Source organism: Brucella sp. IR068, assembly GCF_049065885.1.
In the GTDB taxonomy this organism is placed as follows: domain Bacteria; phylum Pseudomonadota; class Alphaproteobacteria; order Rhizobiales; family Rhizobiaceae; genus Brucella; species Brucella intermedia.
This window is the reverse complement of sequence record NZ_JBAKHE010000012.1, coordinates 84,929-102,972: the sequence shown is the minus strand read 5'-3', so window position 1 is coordinate 102,972 and position 18,044 is coordinate 84,929. Positions and strand designations below refer to the sequence as shown.

Sequence of the window (18,044 nt, the reverse complement as noted above, 5' to 3'; positions counted from 1 at the left end):
GTTAGAGCATCTGCCTGCCTGACCGATTCAGGCTGTGTGTTTCAAGCAGTTGTTTCAGCCGTATTAACGCAATGTCAAAGCCTCCCTTCGACTGCGAATTCGCTCTAGACAATAAGCTGGCACAGACACCGTTTTAATTTGCGCTGAAAGGACCAGCATCGTGGAGCAGGCAAAGAACGGAACCCGCAAGGGTGGGCGCAAGGCGCTGTGGGCGGCTGTTGCGATAATCGCTATCGCCGCCGCCGGTTTGACCGGATACAAATTCACACTTGAGAAGACCATTACATCGCAGCTTGAAAAGCGTGGCGGCAAGGCATCTTCCGTCGAAGCGGATTTTCTCGGACGTATCCACCTGCGCGACGTGACGTTGCCGCTGAAGGATGGCTCTGACGTTCGTATTGCTTCGGTCGATGGTCGCCCGAAGTTCCTGTTCCTCACGGGGATGCTGAATGCGTCGGGCATCGATACAGAGATCGGCAACTACAAGATTTCCATTCCAAGCGTGGCGATCGAAGACGCCAATTTCGATAGCGCCATGCTGAAGGACACTTTCGGCAATAGCGGTCTCACGCTGCCGGAGCGCGTTGGCCGTTTCTCGGCAAAGCGCCTCACCGCGCAGGAAATCAAGGTCGTCCAGACGGTTGCGAATAACGAACAGAACGTTGTCTACAAGGACGTTGCGCTGGAAGATATCAACCTCGGCAAGGTTGCTCACTATACCGCTGGCAGCACAGATTTCGACTTTACGGTCGAAGTTCCAGACGAAGACGGCGAAAAAGTCACGGAAAAAATGACCGGTACCATCGGTGCCGCAGAAGGCAAGGACATAGATGGTGTCTTCCTTGCTCGCCTTTATACCGAGAAGGCAGGTCCGGACGACAAGGAGGCCAAGCCGGTCTACGGTCCGTTCTCGGCGAAAAACATCGTCATGAAGACGAAGGATGTGACTTTCAGCTACGATGAAGTTCGCAGCAACGGCTTTTCAGCTCGTATGCCTGCCGTACCATTCACCGAAACTTTGCAAAAGCTGCAAGCTCTCGAAAAGATGGACGAACCTTCCCCGGCAGAAACGCGTGAGCTTATTCTCCAGCTGACTTCCCTATTCGAGACGATCGGCAAGGGTGATGTCGAGCTGATCGGCATGAAGATCGAGCCTACCGACGCCTCGAAGGGCAAGGGCGGCATCGAACGCATTGCGGTCGCTTTCGACAATCAGAAGATGGACGCGACCATCAAGGGTTTCGGGTTTGCGGAAGGCCCGAATTACATGAAGATGGAAGAAGCTTCCTTGCAGGGCTTCTCCTGGGCGACATCAATCGAAGCGTTGAAAAAGTTTGCGGCGCTAAGCGACGATCAGATTGAGAACTTCCCTTATACGACCATGCTCCCGGAATTCGGCACGCTTCGGATTGTGGGAATCGACGCAGACCTGCCATACGACGAATCTGAAGATGTAGATGCAGGCGAAGAAAACGCGGACGATGCGGATCAGGCTGCAACGGAAGAAACGTCGGTTCCTTCGCTGCCGGAACGCATTCAGTTTGCCATGAAGAGCTACGAAGTCTCTCTCAACAAGCCTTACAACGGCATTCCGACCGACGTGCGCGTGGCTTACGAAGATATGTCGCTCAAAGTCCCGGCACAGGGCGATGACGAATTCTACCAGCAGCTTCGCAAACTTGGTTATGACCGTCTCACCATGTCCTCAAATTTCGAGGCCAACTGGGATGAAGCAAACCAGAATTTGATCATCAAGGACATCTCGGTCAGCGGTAAGGATATGGGGTCCGTGTCCATGTCGGGCTTGATGGGGGGCTTCACCAAGGAGTTCTTCTCGGGTGACAAGGTGATGACACAGGTCGCTTTGCTTGGGCTCAAGGCCAAGCAGGTAAACCTCAAAATCCAGGAAAAGGGTATCATCGCGAAGGGCATCAAAATGTATGCCCAAGAAAATAATTTGACCGAAGACGAAGTGCGCAGCACTGTGTCTCTGATAGCTGCAGCCGCTCTACAGGAACTGGCAGCGGATCAGCCGCAGTTACAGGATGTTGCGGCGGCGTTTTCTACCTTCCTTGCTAAGCCGAATATTTTCGAGCTTGCCGTCAAGGCGAAAGCCGATAAGGGCATTGGCGCCCTTGAAATGGTAGCTGCATCGCAGGATCCGCTCACTTTGCTCGACAAGGTCGATATCGAAGCCAAGACGGAATAATCGGCTATTCAATCGACATAAGCGAAACGCCGGCCTTTGGCCGGCGTTCTTGTAATCAGAGCTTCACCAAAACATTACACAAGGGTCATGCCCTTGAAATACAAGGGTCCTAGTAAGCCTCGGAAATAACGAGGCCAACATGACCAGAAAAAATGTCCTGCTTATCGTCGTTGATCAATGGCGAGCAGATTTTATCCCTCACCTGATGCGGGCGGAGGGGCGCGAACCTTTCCTTAAAACTCCCAATCTTGATCGTCTTTGCCGGGAAGGCTTGACCTTCCGCAATCATGTCACGACGTGCGTGCCGTGTGGTCCGGCAAGGGCAAGCCTGCTGACGGGCCTCTACCTGATGAACCACCGGGCGGTGCAGAACACTGTTCCGCTTGACCAGCGCCATCTAAACCTTGGCAAGGCCCTGCGCGCCATTGGCTACGATCCCGCGCTCATTGGTTACACCACCACGACACCTGATCCGCGCACAACCTCTGCAAGGGATCCGCGTTTCACGGTCCTGGGCGACATCATGGACGGCTTTCGTTCGGTCGGCGCATTCGAGCCCAATATGGAGGGGTATTTTGGCTGGGTGGCGCAGAACGGCTTCGAACTGCCAGAGAACCGCGAAGATATCTGGCTGCCGGAAGGTGAACATTCCGTTCCCGGTGCTACCGACAAACCGTCGCGCATTCCGAAGGAATTTTCGGATTCGACATTCTTCACGGAGCGCGCCCTGACATATCTGAAGGGCAGGGACGGCAAGCCTTTCTTCCTGCATCTTGGCTATTATCGCCCGCATCCGCCTTTCGTAGCCTCCGCGCCCTACCATGCGATGTACAAAGCCGAAGATATGCCTGCGCCTATACGTGCGGAGAATCCGGATGCCGAAGCGGCACAGCATCCGCTCATGAAGCACTATATCGACCACATCAGACGCGGCTCGTTCTTCCATGGCGCGGAAGGCTCGGGAGCAACGCTTGATGAAGGCGAAATTCGCCAGATGCGCGCTACATATTGCGGACTGATCACCGAGATCGACGATTGTCTGGGGAGGGTCTTTGCCTATCTCGATGAAACCGGTCAGTGGGACGACACGCTGATTATCTTCACGAGCGATCATGGCGAACAACTGGGCGATCATCACCTGCTCGGCAAGATCGGTTACAATGCCGAAAGCTTCCGTATTCCCTTGGTCATAAAGGATGCGGGACAGAACCGGCACGCCGGCCAGATCGAAGAAGGCTTCTCCGAAAGCATCGACGTCATGCCGACCATCCTCGAATGGCTGGGCGGGGAAACGCCTCGCGCCTGCGACGGCCGTTCGCTGTTGCCGTTTCTGGCTGAGGGAAAGCCCTCCGACTGGCGCACGGAACTACATTACGAGTTCGATTTTCGCGATGTCTTCTACGATCAGCCGCAGAACTCGGTCCAGCTTTCCCAGGATGATTGCAGCCTCTGTGTGATCGAGGACGAAAACTACAAGTACGTGCATTTTGCCGCCCTGCCGCCGCTGTTCTTCGATCTGAAGGCAGACCCGCATGAATTCAGCAATCTGGCTGGCGATCCTGCTTATGCGGCCCTCGTTCGTGACTATGCCCAGAAGGCATTGTCGTGGCGACTGTCTCATGCCGACCGGACACTCACCCATTACAGATCCAGCCCGCAAGGGCTGACAACGCGCAACCATTGATCTCAGGAGCAACCAATGATCAATCTGACCCGACGCGGGATGCTTGGACTTTCAGCCGGTGCCGCGGGTTCGCTCATCCTGCCGCGCTTTGCCATCGCACAGGCCGACAATCGCCCATCGATCACCATAGCCGTGCAAAAGGTGGCGAACAGCAATACGCTCGATGTCCTTCGCGAACAATCGAACGTCGGCGAACGCGTCTTCTTCTCCAGCATCTGGGAAGCGCTAATCGACCGTGACTGGCTGGGCGGGCTTTCTGCCGTGCCGGGCCTTGCGACCGAATGGACCCGCATTGACGACAAGACCGTCGAATTGAAACTCCGTCAGGGCGTGAAGTTCCACAATGGCGACGAGATGACCGCCGAAGACGTTGCCTTTACCTTCGGCAAGGAACGCATGTTCGGCGACACGCAGCCAGCCGAAGGCAAGACGATTTACGTCACGGAAAAGAATCCGCTGGGTCGCGAAAGCAAGGAACTGCCGCTGGAAGTTCCCGCGACTGCTCGCCGTTCATGGCCGGCCCTGCTGGGTGTGGAAGTGGTCGACAAATATACGGTGCGTTTCAAGAACGGTACGCCGGACGTCACCATGGAAGGCCGCATCTCGCGTTACGGCAGCCAGATCATGAGCCGTCGCGGTTGGGAGGAATCCCCAAGCTATCTCGATTGGGCGCGCAAGCCGATCACCACCGGCCCCTACAAGGTTGTCGAGTTCAAGCCAGACAACATGCTGGTGCTCGAAGCTCATGACGAATATTGGGGCGGACGTCCGCCGCTGAAGCAGATCCGTTTCATCGAAGTGCCGGAAGTAGCCTCCCGCATCAATGGTCTGCTCTCGGGTGAGTATCAGTTTGCTTGCGACATTCCGCCGGACCAGATCGAGGGCATCGAAAAGAACGACGCTTTCGAGGTCCAAGGCGGTACGATCCTTAACCATCGTCTGACCGTTTTCGACAAGTTCCATCCGCAGCTTGAAAATCCGCTGGTGCGTCGCGCATTCACCCACGCGATCGATCGTCAGGCGATCGTGGATTCGCTGTGGGCTGGCCGCACGGTCGTTCCGGCAGGGCTTCAGTGGGATTATTATGGCGATATGTTCGTCCAAGGCTGGAATGTTCCGGAATATAACCCTGATCTCGCCAAGCAGCTTCTGAAAGAGGCCGGTTACAAGGGTGATGCAATCCCTTACCGCCTGCTAAACAATTACTACACCAACCAGACCCCGACCGCGCAGATCCTTGTGGAGATGTGGAATCAGGTGGGCCTGAACGTCGAAATCCAGATGAAGGAAAACTGGCAGCAAATCCTGGAAAAAAGCCCGGGACGCGCAGTGCGAGACTGGTCCAATTCTGCGCCGTTCAACGATCCTGTTTCTTCCATCGTCAGCCAGCACGGCCCGAACGGCCAGCAGCAGCAGGTCGGCGAATGGACGAATGAGGAAGCAAACAAGCTTTCCGTCATTCTGGAAACAAGCACGGATCACGCGAAGCGCAAGGAAGCGTTCAAGCGGATGCTGGAAATCTGCGAACGTGAAGACCCAGCCTACACGGTCCTCCATCAGAACGCGACGTTCACGGCCAAGCCGAAGTCATTGAAGTGGAAGGCGGCACCTGCTTTCGCGATGGACTTCCGCAAGAACAATTGGGCTTGAACCATTTGTAGTAGCGAGCCCGGTCTGACCGGGCTCGCTTGTCCTTCGGGGCTTCCCGCCCCGCGAATGTGAATGAACCAGAAGGATTGCATGATGCCGCTGGTCGAAATTTCCAATCTCCACGTAGCCTTTGACGGCGTGCCGGTTCTGCATGGTATCGACCTCTCGATTGAGCGTGGCGAAGCTGTGGGGCTTGTCGGGGAATCCGGCTGCGGCAAGTCTGTAACCTGGCTGGCAGCGCTCGGTCTCCTTCCGAAGAAGGCGTCAATCTCCGGCAGTGTTCTCCTCGAAGGAACGGAATTGCTGACCGCTTCCCACAGCACGCTCGAAAATGTTCGCGGCGGCCGCGTCGCAATGATCTTTCAGGACCCCTCGAGTTCCTTGAACCCGGTTATCCGGGTGGGGCGACAGATAGAGGAAGCCGTGCGGCTGCATCGCGGCCTGAGAGGAACTGCGGCCCGGGCAGAGGCGTTGCGATTGATGGAGCTTGTTGGAATTCCCGATGCTCGCCGACGTATTGATAATTATCCGCACGAATTTTCGGGTGGCCAGAACCAGCGTTTGATGATCGCCATGGCGCTCGCGGGCAACCCCGACATCCTTATCGCTGATGAGCCGACGACCGCCCTCGATGCGACGATCCAGGCTCAAATTCTCGATCTGCTGGCTGCCCTGCGCGCGGAAACCGGCATGGCTCTGGTGTTTATCAGCCACGATCTTGGCGCTGTTTCGCAAATCTGCGAACGGGTTTCCGTCATGTATGCGGGACGTATTGTCGAGCAGGCCCGGACCGAAGCGCTCTTCGCTACGCCCCGTCATCCTTATACGCATGGCCTGTTTGATTCCATTCCGAGCCTTGACGGCGGGCGTAATCGTCTGATCCCCATCGAAGGCACGGTTCCCGAACCCGGCAAGCTTCCGCAAGGTTGTGCATTCTCGCCACGCTGCCTGAGCGCGAGCGACCTCTGCGCGCGAAGTCTTCCAAGGCTTGGAGTTCCGCAGGACGACGCCGGTGAGGGGCGCATGGTCGCCTGTTTTCATCCCTATCCGGCAGTGTCGTCTTCACTGCCATCAATGCGCGGTCGTGTTTCAACGCAAGCGAGTACAAAGGCGATAGCACAATGACAGCCGCTCTCATCGAAGCCCGCGACCTTGTCAAAACCTATACGTCACGCAAAGGGCTGTTCGCGCAACCAGTTGCAGTTCGCGCTGTAGATGGGCTTTCCCTGTCGGTAGCTCCCGCGACGACACTCGGAATAGTTGGCGAATCCGGCTCGGGCAAATCCACAACTGGACGCCTGCTTCTCGGTCTGGAAGATCCCAGCGAAGGGGAAGTCACCTTTGAGGGCTCAGCTCTGCCGCGGCAAAAGACGGCGAGCTGGCGCGCTTTACGCGCGCGTATGGAACTCATTTATCAGGACCCTCTTGCTGCTCTGGACCGGCGGTTGCCTGTTGGCCGTCAGATAGCCGAGCCGCTGGAAATCCACGCCATTGGGACTCCGGATGAGCAGAAAGCCTGTGTCGCCGAATTGATGCGAGCGGTGGGGCTTCGTCCCGATCAGGCTTCACGCTACCCGCACGAGCTTTCCGGCGGGCAGCGTCAGCGTGTCGTCATCGCGCGGGCCATCGCGTCCAGACCGCAACTCATTGTCTGCGATGAACCAGTATCAGCGCTGGATGTTTCTATTCAGGCGCAGGTCGTAAACCTTCTGCGGGATTTGCAGGAACGCGAGGGCATTGCGATGGTTTTCATCAGCCATGATCTGAAAGTGGTGCGCAATATATCGGATCGTGTCGCGGTCATGTATCTGGGCCGTATCGTCGAAGAAGCTTCCTCTGACGAAGTTTTTGCCAAGCCGCTTCACCCCTATACGCAGGCACTCGTGTCGAGTGTTCCTGTCGCGGGAACGCCGCTCAGCGATCGCATCATTCTGCAGGGTGAGCCGCCTAATCCTGCGGCGCGGCCCAGTGGCTGTGCCTTTCATCCCCGCTGCCGTTTTGCCGCTCCACGCTGCAGCAGCGAGGTACCTGAACTCCTCGACATGCCAGCGGGACGTAAAGTGGCTTGCCATTTTGCCGGAACCCCGCAGACGGACAATATTCATGCTTAGATTTCTGATGGTTCGCGGATTCCGTGCATTTGTGACCATTCTTCTGGTGGTGACATTTGCCTTTGTGGTGTTGCGCATGTCTGGTGATCCAGCCCAGATCATCATGGGACCGGACGCTCCGCCGGAAGCCATAGCTGCATTCCGGAAGAACTGGGGTCTCGACGATCCCCTCTGGCAGCAATATTTGCGCTATTTCGGAGCCATCGCGCGTGGCGACCTTGGAATATCGATGCGCGACGGTCAGTCTGCGATCACGCTTGTGGCGGAGCGCATCCCTGCCACCCTTCAGCTTACGATACCGGCGTTGCTGATCAAGCTTGGGCTTGGCATTCCCGCGGGAATTTATGCGGCGCTGCACCGCAACAGCTTCATTGACCGGGCCGTGATGGCAACGGCTGTCATTGGCTTCACGTTACCGAGTTTCGTACTCGGCCTGCTGCTCGTGCTCGTGTTCGAGGTATCGCTTGGATGGTTGCCTTCGGGCGGACAGGATAGCTGGATGCACGCCATTCTCCCTATCATCACGATGGGACTTGGCGGTGCGGCTATTCTGGCGCGTTTTTCCCGCAGCGCGATGATCGAGATTCTCGGGCAGCCATATATTCGCACGGCGAGCGCCAAAGGTGTGTCCTGGCGCAATGTCGTCTGGCGGCACGCGCTGCCTAATGCGGCTATTCCGATTGTCACGATCGTGGGGTTTATGGTCGGATCACTGATTGCAGGCGCTGTGGTGGTAGAGTCGCTCTTTTCCTGGCCAGGAGTGGGCAGATTGCTGGTGGTTTCGGTAGCTAATCGCGACCTCGCAATCGTGCAATGCATCCTGCTTCTCGTGGCCGCGACGATGGTGATCTCCAATTTCGTGGTCGATCTTCTCTATGGTTATCTCGATCCGCGTCTGCGTCAGGCGCAGGGCAAGGCGTGAGGCTGAACCGATGACGGATATGATTGCCAATGCCGCCGCTGTTTCCACGCAACTGAAAAAGAACCGCAGGCGCATTCCACTGATGGTCATCATCGGATTTGTCTGGATTGCGGCGATGATCCTGATTGCGGTCACCGCAGATTGGATAAGACCGTACAACATCACAGCCTTCGACCTGAAAAATCGCCTCGCGCTGCCCGGGAACGCACAGCACTGGCTGGGAACCGATGAGCTCGGTCGCGACGTGCTTTCGCGCCTTATCGAGTCCATCCGCATTTCGCTGCTCATCGCGTTTGGCGCGACGATCATTTCCGCAGTGTTCGGGACAACGCTCGGTTTCCTTGCGGCCTATTTTCGGGGGGCGGTCGAACAGGTTGTGGTCATGCTGGCTGATTTTCAGGCAGCGCTGCCATTCCTCATTCTGTCGCTGGCCGTGCTTGCATTCTTCGGAAGCTCGCTCCTGCTGCTGACCTGCCTGATGGGCTTCTACGGTTGGGAGCGTTATGCCCGTATAGCACGTGGACTGGCCGTTTCTGCCAATGCGCAAGGCTACGCTGCGGCGGTTACGCAGCTTGGCGCTACGCCGTCACGCGTTTATCTCAAGCATATTCTCCCGAATATCGCTTCGACGCTGATCGTCTCGATGACGCTGACCTTCCCGGAGATCATTCTGCTTGAAAGCAGTCTGTCATTCCTTGGTCTCGGCGTGCAGCCGCCAATGACCAGCCTCGGCAATATGGTCGGTTATGGTCGCGAGTATCTTACCCGCGCGCCGTGGATCATGCTCGCGCCGTCATTTGTGATCATGTTCACTACGCTGTCGATCAGTTTTGTGGGCGATTGGCTGCGTGACAAGCTGGACCCGACAACCCGATAGGGCCGCACCTCCGCCAGCACTTGGACCTTGCGATTCTGAAAGCGAGTTGTTTAGTGTGACCTGTTCGAATTTTTATGGGAACTGACTCCTTATGTTGAAGAATATCAATCCATTGCTGACGGGCTCGCTGCTGGAAGTCCTCGCAGATATGGGGCATGGCGACGATCTGGTGATTGTGGATGCCAATTATCCGGCGCAGTCTTCCGGCGTGCACGTGCTCGATTTTCCGGGAATCACGGCGACGGATATGGCTGAGGCCGTGCTGTCGCTGCTGCCTCTAGACGATTTTGTCGACAAGCCAGCGGCTGTCATGCAGGCACCCAATGAAACGCCGGCGATTTTCAAGGAGTTTGAAACCGTCATTGAAAAGGCCGAAGGGCGTAAAATTACCGTCGATCCAATGGAGAGATTTGCTTTCTATCACCGTGCCCGTGACGCTTTCGCGATCATTCGGACGGGCGAAAAGAGGCTCTACGGAAATATCATCTTCAAGAAGGGCGTCATCCGCTCGTGAACCTGTCGCTGATATCTGTCGAAAAAAGCCCGGGCATTGAGCCCGGGCTTTTGTTTGGATTTATTCCTGCGGCTTTTCTGCCTGGCCCTTCATCGGGCCTTTGTGCTCTCCGCCCTTATGGTGCTCCATGCGATGGGGACCCTTATGATGAGAACCTCTGGCGTGGTGCATCTTCGCTGCGCGCATTTCGCTGCGATCAATCTTGCCGTCCTCGTTCCGATCCAGTGCAGCGAATTCCTTCTTGCGCTGGTTCTCAATTTCCGCAAGCGTGACCTTGCCGTCGCCGTTGATATCGAGACGACGCTCCATGCGGTCAGCCGCACGGCTCACAATGCGCTTTTGTGCCAGCGCTTCGATTTCGGTTCGCGAGAGTACGCCGTCGCCATCCGTGTCGGCTGCCTGGAGATCGTCCAGGCGTGAGAATTTGTCGAGATCAACGGGGCCGTGTCTGCCCTTCATGTCACTGTTTTGTGCAGCGGTCGTCTCTGTCGCCGGTTTATCAGTATTTGAATTGCTTTTTTCTTGTGCCAATGCGGGTAGGGAAAGCAAAGACGTTGCAATTACAGCGATAAGTGCGGTCTTGGATTTCATGGCTATTTAACTCCATTACTCTTTTACAGGGGCGCCGCTAAATGGCGTGCGAGTAATGTCTGTCATTTTAGATGAACCCCATATGAATGGGCGAATTAATTATCGGTAATGTATCAGGGGAGCAATAGAGCGGCCCACGAGAACATTCTTAAAGGTGCGGGGAATCCCGAAGCATCGAAGCGTATGCTCCATAGGAAGAGTCTGGGTTTGTCCAGTCACTCAAGACAATTTATCAGCGGAAGCGTTTGTTTTCTGAAGAGAAAATGGTGGGTGATGTAGGGATCGAACCTACGACCCGCTGATTAAGAGTCAGCTGCTCTACCAACTGAGCTAATCACCCACTCGCTTTGCCGAGGCAGCGGCCCCGGTGAAGTGAGCGGTTCTATAACGGCCTCTTTTCCACCTGTCCAGCCTCCAACTGCAAATTTTCTGAAAAAAATGACAGCTGGCGCAAAAAGCCCGGAAATGCGGGATTTTTAAATACCCGATTTTGCACGTTACCAGTGTCTCTTTGAAATATGCTTACTATGGTTGTGGATTTTCAGCGCGTGTTTGAGAATCAAAAAAGAGAAATTCTTGATTTGATTCATTTTTTTCCATTGTGGCGTTGTATGGAGAGCTGGCCGACTCCATATTCGGCGTTGCCGGTACAATATGTGCGGCGGGAGGTTGATCGGGGAGTAGGGCTACGCTGCAAATGTCGCAGCCATGTCATCAATTATTGATGCTTGTCTGAGAAGCTACGGCATATAAAAGACTTGATCGGTTGGTAGTCGTCCTGGACAGGAGGCACCCGTACCGCCCAAAGTTATGAGAGCAAGGCGATTCATGCACCGGAGTTGCCCTTGCCGAATAAAGGAACGGTTCATATCGTTTCGGAATCCGGTTCGCGGTATTTGAGGACGGAATGGAAAGCATAATAGGCGATCTCGGACAGTTTATTTCCGATCATCGGGCATGGGCTGGGCCTATCGTGGGCATCATCGCCTTTGGCGAATCTCTCGCCATCATAGGAATGTTCATTCCGGCCACACCGATCATGATCGCTATCGGCGGCCTTGTGGGCGCCGGAATCATCGAACCCATTCCCGTCATCATCGGCGCGATCATCGGTGCGGTGATTGGCGATATCATCTCCTATTTCCTTGGCTGGTGGCTGGGCCGTAACATCATCCACAAGTGGCCCCTCAACAAGCACCGGAGCGGCGTGGCGCGTGCGCGCCTTCTTTTCCGCCGTTATGGTTTTTTGGCAGTGTTTCTGGGGCGCTTCTTCGGCCCCATCCGCTGCACCGTGCCAATGGTGGCAGGTATGATGTCGATGGACCAGACGCGCTTTCAGACCGCCAATATCCTCTCAGCGCTGGTGTGGGCTCCGGTGATGTTCCTTCCGGGCTGGCTGGCTGGCCGCGGCGCCGGCGTTTTCGCCAGGATGGACGGGGATCACATGTTCTGGTTCGTAATCGGGATCACCATCGCCACGATTATCGTGACCGTCATTGGTGTCCGGTTTTTCAAGGCGCGTCCGCGCCGCGAACGCAAGCGTCGCGTTCATGTGTCACCGGCCGAATAGTAATCTCTTGTGCGGCTGGTTTCCGTCTGCATAATCACGAACGATATCTTCCATATGACAACCGGTATTCGCTGAGGCGCCGAGCTTCACATTGCCCGATATAAGGTTCATCGCGCTTTATGCCCGACGACAGTTCTGACGATTCGTCTTCCCGAAGTCCGGATTCCCTAGAGGGACGTTCCGGGCTTCCTGCGCGTTGCACAACTCCCGACAATCTCGCCTGCATGGGGCTGGTCCGCTCAAAGTGGTCCGGCCAGCACCTGTTTGCAGCGTTAGTTCTATTCACTGTTTCTGCTGAACTTTAAAGGAGCCGACATATCATGGACTGGTCCATGGACTGGATTGCCGACCCCAATGCCTGGATAGGTTTGGTGACATTGGTTGTACTCGAGATTGTTCTCGGTATCGACAATCTCGTTTTCATCGCCATTCTCGCCGACAAACTGCCGCCGCATCAACGCAATCGTGCACGGTTGATCGGCCTCAGTCTGGCGCTTTTGATGCGCCTTGTACTGCTTGCCTCCATTTCATGGATCGTTGCCCTGCGTGAGCCTTTGGTCACGTTGATGGAAATATCCTTCTCGGGACGCGATATCATCATGCTGATTGGCGGTCTCTTCCTGCTTGCAAAAGGCACGATGGAGCTTCACGAGCGTCTGGAAGGGGCACATGGACCCAAAAATTCCAAGGTCGTGCATGCCGTGTTCTGGCAGGTGATCGTTCAGATTGTCGTGCTGGATGCTGTGTTCTCGCTGGATAGCGTCATTACCGCAGTGGGCATGGTTCAGCACCTGCCGGTCATGATGATTGCCGTCGTAGTCGCCATCGGCGTCATGATGCTTGCTTCCAAGCCGCTGATGGACTTTGTCAACAAGCATCCCACGGTTGTCATCCTCTGTCTTGGCTTCCTGATGATGATCGGTTTCAGCCTGATCGTGGAAGGTTTCGGCTACCATATTCCAAAGGGCTATCTCTATGCAGCGATCGGCTTCTCCGTACTGATCGAAGCAGCCAACCAGATGGCGCGACACAATCGCGAGAAGCTGGTCACCACCAATGATCTGCGAGAACGCACGGCAGGCGCGGTCTTGCGTCTGCTCGGGGGCGGGCGCGGTGAAAACCCGCTCTCCGATACGGTTGACGTAATTGCTCAGCAGACGGCGGCCAGCGATGTCTTTCTTCCGGAAGAAAAGGAGATGATCCGCGGTGTGCTGGATCTGGCTGATCGGCCTGTACGCTCCATCATGTCGCCGCGCAATGAGATCGAATGGCTCGACCTTGATGAAGACGAGGCGGAACTTGACGCAGCTATTCGCAAGTTGACGCATTCGCGCGTCGTCGTTGCGCGCCGTCAGGTGGATGAATTCGTCGGTGTGGCTCTGGTCAGGGACCTTCTGCTGGATATAGGTGACAAGAAACCCATAGACTGGGATAAAACCGTGAAGCAGCCGCTGGTCGTGCATGAGAATGCTAACGTGCTCCGCGTCATGGAGCAATTGCGCAACTCTCCTGTTCAGATCGCGGTGGTGGTGGACGAGCATGGCTCATTCGAAGGCGTTGTGACGCCGACCGATGTTCTTGAGGCTATCGCTGGCGAGTTTCCGGATGAAGACGAAGAAGCGGCTGTCGCTCAGTCGGACGGAAAGGGCGGCTATCTCGTTGACGGTTTCACCGATATTCGTCGCTTGAGCGGGCTCTTGGAACGCGATCTGGTGGACGAGGTTGATCGCTATACGACGCTCGCGGGCTATGTCCTCTGGCATCTGGGACACTTGCCCCTGGGAGGAGAGAGCTTCGCCGCTGACGGGCTGGAGTTCAAGATCGAGTCGATGAATGGCCGTCATATCGGCAAGGTCCGCATTACCGCGCCCGTCGATTACGAGGTGTGATTGGAACAGATTTGCGGGCCAAACGGTTTGGCTCGCAAATTATTTCACGATGTTAACTCCCATAAAATAAGTAGGTTATTGACAAATTCCCGGAAGCCTACAAAATTAACCTGTCGTTCATTGTTGCGGCGAAAGCGCGACAATATCTGAGCGTGAGGTGATGAGGAGGCTTGGCATGAAGCGAATAGTTCAACTGGTCGCTACTAAAATGAAGAATGCGTTCTTGCGTATTCCGACCTTTCTTGAGCAGCCATGGCGCGAAATGAAGCTGAATGCCGAGGAAATTGCAGCCCGCCGCCGCAGTCGGGTCGAGCGTGGCGAGCATAATTTTCTCTGGTGCTGGCAGCATCGCGGTTTCTGGTAAATCCGCGCAAGCGCGTAAAGTTTTGAAGGCAGGAGAGGGAAGGCTCCTGCCTTTTGCATTGCATTTTATGGTTTTGCCCCAGGTGAGAATTATTTTCTCATGCCAGCAAATGGATTGGGTGCAGGTTCCATGAATGACTATGAAAGTAGTTTATATATTTAAATCAATGATTTAGATTGATTTTGTCTCTTCTCTCGTTAGATTTGTTTTCCGAAAACAATCCAGTTTATAGCGCTTCTCGCAAACGGCGCGGTGGGGATGGGTCTAATGAGAAAAATTATTCTATATGCGGCGGTCGCCCTCGGTTTGGGCTCCGCCCCGCTTCATGCGCAGGAGCCAAAGGAAATCCTCAACGTTTCCTATGACATCGCGCGGGAACTCTACGAACAAGTCAACAAGGCCTTCATCGCCGACTGGAAGACCAAGACCGGTGAAGATCTGACCGTCAACCAGTCCCATGCCGGCTCGTCGAAGCAGGCGCGTTCGATTCTGGAAGGGCTCGAAGCTGACGTCGTGACCTTCAATCAGGTAACCGACGTGCAGGTCCTCCATGACAAGGGCAATCTGATCCCGGCGGACTGGCAGAAGCGGTTGCCCAACAACTCGTCGCCCTATTATTCCTTCCCTGCGTTCCTTGTACGTGAGGGGAATCCGAAAAACATCAAGAATTGGGATGATCTGGCGCGCGACGATGTCAAGGTGATCTTCCCGAACCCCAAAACGTCGGGCAATGCGCGTTATACCTATCTTGCTGCGACCGCTTACGCGAACGAGGCGTTCAAGGGTGATCAGGCAAAGGTGCACGACTTCATTGGGAAGATTTTCAAAAACGTTCCGGTTTTCGACACGGGCGGTCGCGGGGCAACGACAACATTTGCCGAGCGTGGTATTGGCGACGTGCTGGTGACTTTCGAGGCGGAAACGCGCGGCACCGAAAAGGTGCTGGGGCCGGACAAGTACGATGTTGTCGTACCGGAAGTCAGCCTGCTGGCAGAGTTCCCGGTTACGGTCGTGGATAAGGTGGTGGACAAGCGGGGATCGCGCAAGATCGCCGAAGCTTATCTCGATTACCTCTATTCCCCGGAGGGGCAGGAAATCCTGGCCCAGAACTTCAACCGCGTGCATGACAAGGACGTCATCGCAAAGCACAAGGATATCTACCCTGATGTGCGCCTTGTAACGGTTGAGGATGCTTTCGGTGGCTGGGAGAAGGTGCAGAAGGAACATTTCGCCGAAGGCGGAGTGCTTGATCAGCTTTTCAAAGGCAAATAATAAAGCCAACTGGCGATCCCGGGCGGGGTCGCCTCGCATTTTGGAAAAATCCAGTGGCGCTTCTAAGCATGAAACGTAATTCGGTGTTGCCGGGGTTCGGGCTGACCCTCGGCTGCACCTTGCTTTATCTGGCCGTGATCGTAGCCTTGCCGCTATTAGCAATGATCCTGAAAACGGCGAGTCTCGGCTGGAGCGACTTCTGGAATATTGTGACTTCAGAGCGGGCGCTGGCAACTTACAAGATCACCTTGAGCGCCGCTGCAGTGGCGACCGTGTTCAACGGTCTGTTCGGTCTTCTGCTGGCCTGGGTACTGACGCGGTATGAATTCCCAGGCAAACGTTTGATCGACGCCGCTGTCGATCTTCCTTTCGCGCTGCCAACTGCCATTGCGGGTCTGGCGCTGGTAACACTGTTTGCCCAGAACGGCTGGTTCGGACGGTTTCTTGAACCGATCGGCATAAAGGTCGCTTACGCACCGCTTGGCATCATGATCGCGATGTTCTTCACCAGCATCCCGTTCGTCATCCGCACGGTTCAGCCGGTCCTGGAGGATATGAGTGCCGATGTGGAAGAGGCCGCACGCAGCCTTGGTGCCAGTTCGTGGCAGACATTCTCCCACATTATCTGGCCGACGATCTTTCCCGCTTTCCTTGCAGGCTCGTCGCTTTCCTTTGCGCGCAGCCTTGGCGAATTTGGCTCAATTGTCTTCATCTCCGGCAATCTGCCCTTCGAAACCGAAGTCACATCACTCCTCGTTTTCATCCGGTTGGATGAGTATGATTATCCAGCCGCGGCTGCGCTTGCATTCGTGATGCTTGTCACGGCTTTTGTCATGCTTCTCGTGACCAATCTCATTCAGGCAAGGCAGCTTCGTTATGCAGAACGCTAGCGCAAGCATGCACGCGCGAAATTCAGGGCCAATGCGCAGCCTGTTGATCTGGCTCGCGGCCCTGTTGTCGGTCATCTGTATCGGGGCGCCGCTCGCCGTCATCTTCTCCTATGCCTTCAGCAAGGGAGTCGATGTCTTTTTCAGCGAGATATTGATGCCGGATACATTGCATGCGGTGTGGTTGACCATTCTGACGGCAATTGTGGTCGTGCCGATCAATATGGCTTTTGGCGTCTGTGTTGCATGGCTGGTAACCAAGTTTCGGTTCCCGGGGCGGCGGTTGCTCATCACTTTCGTCGAAATACCGTTTTCCGTGTCACCTATCGTGGCCGGTGTGACATATCTCTTCCTCTATGGATCGCAGGGTTTGCTGGGGCCGTTGCTGGAGTCCTATGACATCAAGATCATGTTCACGGTCCCGGCGATTTTTCTTGTCAGCCTCTTCGTGACTTCGCCTTTTGTGGCACGTGAGCTGATCCCGCTTATGGAAGTGCAGGGGAGCGATGAAGAAGAAGCGGCCCTGACACTGGGGGCCAACGCCTGGCAGACCTTTTTCTATGTCACCTTGCCCAATATCAAATGGGCGTTGCTTTATGGCGCGGTGCTTTGCAATGCACGTGTGATGGGGGAGTTTGGGGCAACGTCGGTTGTTTCGGGCGCAATTCGCGGCAAAACCAATACGCTGCCCCTGCAGGTAGAGCTGCTGTTCAATGACTATAATGTCGCCGGTGCTTTCGCCGCAGCCTCGACGCTGGCATTGATCGCACTTGTGACGCTTGTCTTGAAGATACTGCTTGAGCGAAGGCAAGGTGCCTGAAATGAAGAGCCGCCCATTCGAAAAATGGGCGGCTGGGCGGTCACGCTGCTTGGGAAAGCGTATTGTTTACAGGTTCTCTGTGAAGAGAGGACGCGAGGATAATCCCCTCAGGCCAGCGGCTGAATCCGCTTGCCACGTTGATGTGACCGGCATGACCAAGATCGACAAACCCCGATCCCCACACATGCGAAAGCGCTTCAGCCTTGGCAAAGCTCATATATTCATCGTTACGACTTGCCACGACGATGGAAGGAAAACCCAGTTCATGGCGGGGCAGCGGGGCAAAGCTCTGGAAGCGGCTATCCTTGCGGGCCATGGTCTCGGCGTCGGCCGGTGCAACGAGAAGTGCACCCGCCACATGAGCGGCCGATGGGCGGCTCGCCAGATGTGCGACGAGCGCACAGCCCAAACTATGGGCAACCAGAACTGCGCCGGGATTTTCAGCCAGCTTGGCTTCGAGCGCGTGCATCCAGTCGGATAGAACGGGATAGTGCCAGTCGTCCTGTTCGACGAGCAATGCTGACGGATCGTCATGCAACCATTGGCGCTGCCAGTGGCCTGCTTCCGATCCCTTGTAACCGGGGATGATCAATGTCGCAGGCATGCGTTTTTTCCTCTTGGATAAAGCCTTGGGAGGGCGTTCAATTTCGCAATGTCGATGCTTCGCGAAACTGGTTCCAAGAT

General features: G+C 55.5%; 16 protein-coding genes and 1 tRNA gene. 14 read left to right on the top strand and 3 right to left on the bottom strand.

Features of this window, described 5'->3' with window-relative positions:
- Nucleotides 1-160 precede the first annotated feature (160 nt).
- The 8 genes from ACOWVS_RS18535 to ACOWVS_RS18500 all read left to right on the top strand — a co-directional run bounded on the left by ACOWVS_RS18535 (nucleotide 161) and on the right by ACOWVS_RS18500 (nucleotide 9,967).
- A complete protein-coding gene (locus tag ACOWVS_RS18535; RefSeq protein ID WP_021586677.1) occupies nucleotides 161-2,209 on the top strand; it encodes a hypothetical protein in 2,049 nt (682 codons plus the stop codon).
- Nucleotides 2,210-2,348: 139 nt separating this feature from the next.
- Nucleotides 2,349-3,893 carry a phosphoric/sulfuric ester hydrolase PehA gene (gene pehA, locus ACOWVS_RS18530; RefSeq protein WP_075041968.1) on the top strand — a complete coding sequence of 515 codons (1,545 nt, stop codon included), beginning with the start codon at nucleotides 2,349-2,351 and terminating at the stop codon, nucleotides 3,891-3,893.
- A 15-nt stretch (nucleotides 3,894-3,908) separates the two neighbouring features.
- Nucleotides 3,909-5,543: an ABC transporter substrate-binding protein gene (locus ACOWVS_RS18525; RefSeq protein ID WP_021586680.1), complete on the top strand. Its 1,635-nt coding sequence runs from the start codon at nucleotides 3,909-3,911 to the stop codon at nucleotides 5,541-5,543.
- 90 nt (nucleotides 5,544-5,633) lie between these two features.
- Nucleotides 5,634-6,668, top strand: a complete 1,035-nt coding sequence (locus ACOWVS_RS18520; protein ID WP_031346694.1) for an ABC transporter ATP-binding protein — start codon at nucleotides 5,634-5,636, stop codon at nucleotides 6,666-6,668.
- Nucleotides 6,665-7,654, top strand: a complete 990-nt coding sequence (locus ACOWVS_RS18515; RefSeq protein WP_075041967.1) for an ABC transporter ATP-binding protein — start codon at nucleotides 6,665-6,667, stop codon at nucleotides 7,652-7,654. The genes ACOWVS_RS18520 and ACOWVS_RS18515 overlap by 4 nt, the downstream gene beginning before the upstream one ends.
- Entirely contained in the window at nucleotides 7,647-8,576 is a 930-nt protein-coding gene (locus tag ACOWVS_RS18510; RefSeq protein WP_075041966.1) for an ABC transporter permease, read from the top strand. The genes ACOWVS_RS18515 and ACOWVS_RS18510 overlap by 8 nt, the downstream gene beginning before the upstream one ends.
- Nucleotides 8,577-8,586: 10 nt before the next feature.
- Complete coding sequence (locus tag ACOWVS_RS18505) at nucleotides 8,587-9,453, top strand: ABC transporter permease (RefSeq protein ID WP_021586684.1); 867 nt, start codon at nucleotides 8,587-8,589, stop codon at nucleotides 9,451-9,453.
- A 91-nt stretch (nucleotides 9,454-9,544) separates the two neighbouring features.
- Nucleotides 9,545-9,967 (top strand): RbsD/FucU family protein, encoded by a 423-nt coding sequence (locus ACOWVS_RS18500; protein WP_021586685.1) that lies wholly within the window; start codon nucleotides 9,545-9,547, stop codon nucleotides 9,965-9,967.
- A 60-nt stretch (nucleotides 9,968-10,027) separates the two neighbouring features.
- Here ACOWVS_RS18500 and ACOWVS_RS18495 read toward each other — a convergent pair whose 3' ends face one another.
- A complete protein-coding gene (locus tag ACOWVS_RS18495; RefSeq protein ID WP_021586686.1) occupies nucleotides 10,028-10,558 on the bottom strand; it encodes an EF-hand domain-containing protein in 531 nt (176 codons plus the stop codon).
- A gap of 264 nt (nucleotides 10,559-10,822) precedes the next feature.
- Nucleotides 10,823-10,898: transfer RNA gene (locus tag ACOWVS_RS18490), tRNA-Lys, on the bottom strand.
- Nucleotides 10,899-11,465: 567 nt separating this feature from the next.
- Between ACOWVS_RS18490 and ACOWVS_RS18485 the strand changes: the two genes are divergently transcribed.
- From ACOWVS_RS18485 to cysW, 6 genes are all read left to right on the top strand, one after another.
- Nucleotides 11,466-12,128 carry a DedA family protein gene (locus tag ACOWVS_RS18485; protein WP_021586687.1) on the top strand — a complete coding sequence of 221 codons (663 nt, stop codon included), beginning with the start codon at nucleotides 11,466-11,468 and terminating at the stop codon, nucleotides 12,126-12,128.
- A gap of 320 nt (nucleotides 12,129-12,448) precedes the next feature.
- On the top strand, nucleotides 12,449-14,017 hold the full coding sequence (locus ACOWVS_RS18480) for a TerC family protein (protein ID WP_021586688.1): 1,569 nt from the start codon (nucleotides 12,449-12,451) through the stop codon (nucleotides 14,015-14,017).
- Nucleotides 14,018-14,192: 175 nt separating this feature from the next.
- Nucleotides 14,193-14,381, top strand: a complete 189-nt coding sequence (locus ACOWVS_RS18475; RefSeq protein WP_022568359.1) for a hypothetical protein — start codon at nucleotides 14,193-14,195, stop codon at nucleotides 14,379-14,381.
- Between the two features lie 267 nt (nucleotides 14,382-14,648).
- A complete protein-coding gene (locus ACOWVS_RS18470; RefSeq protein WP_021586689.1) occupies nucleotides 14,649-15,653 on the top strand; it encodes a sulfate ABC transporter substrate-binding protein in 1,005 nt (334 codons plus the stop codon).
- Nucleotides 15,654-15,721: 68 nt separating this feature from the next.
- Nucleotides 15,722-16,543: a sulfate ABC transporter permease subunit CysT gene (gene cysT, locus ACOWVS_RS18465; RefSeq protein WP_006471719.1), complete on the top strand. Its 822-nt coding sequence runs from the start codon at nucleotides 15,722-15,724 to the stop codon at nucleotides 16,541-16,543.
- Nucleotides 16,530-17,360 (top strand): sulfate ABC transporter permease subunit CysW, encoded by an 831-nt coding sequence (gene cysW / locus ACOWVS_RS18460; protein ID WP_031346698.1) that lies wholly within the window; start codon nucleotides 16,530-16,532, stop codon nucleotides 17,358-17,360. The genes cysT and cysW overlap by 14 nt, the downstream gene beginning before the upstream one ends.
- 40 nt (nucleotides 17,361-17,400) lie before the next feature.
- Here the strand turns inward: cysW and ACOWVS_RS18455 are convergent, their stop codons facing one another.
- Nucleotides 17,401-17,964 (bottom strand): alpha/beta hydrolase, encoded by a 564-nt coding sequence (locus ACOWVS_RS18455; RefSeq protein ID WP_021586691.1) that lies wholly within the window; start codon nucleotides 17,962-17,964, stop codon nucleotides 17,401-17,403.
- Nucleotides 17,965-18,044 lie beyond the last annotated feature (80 nt).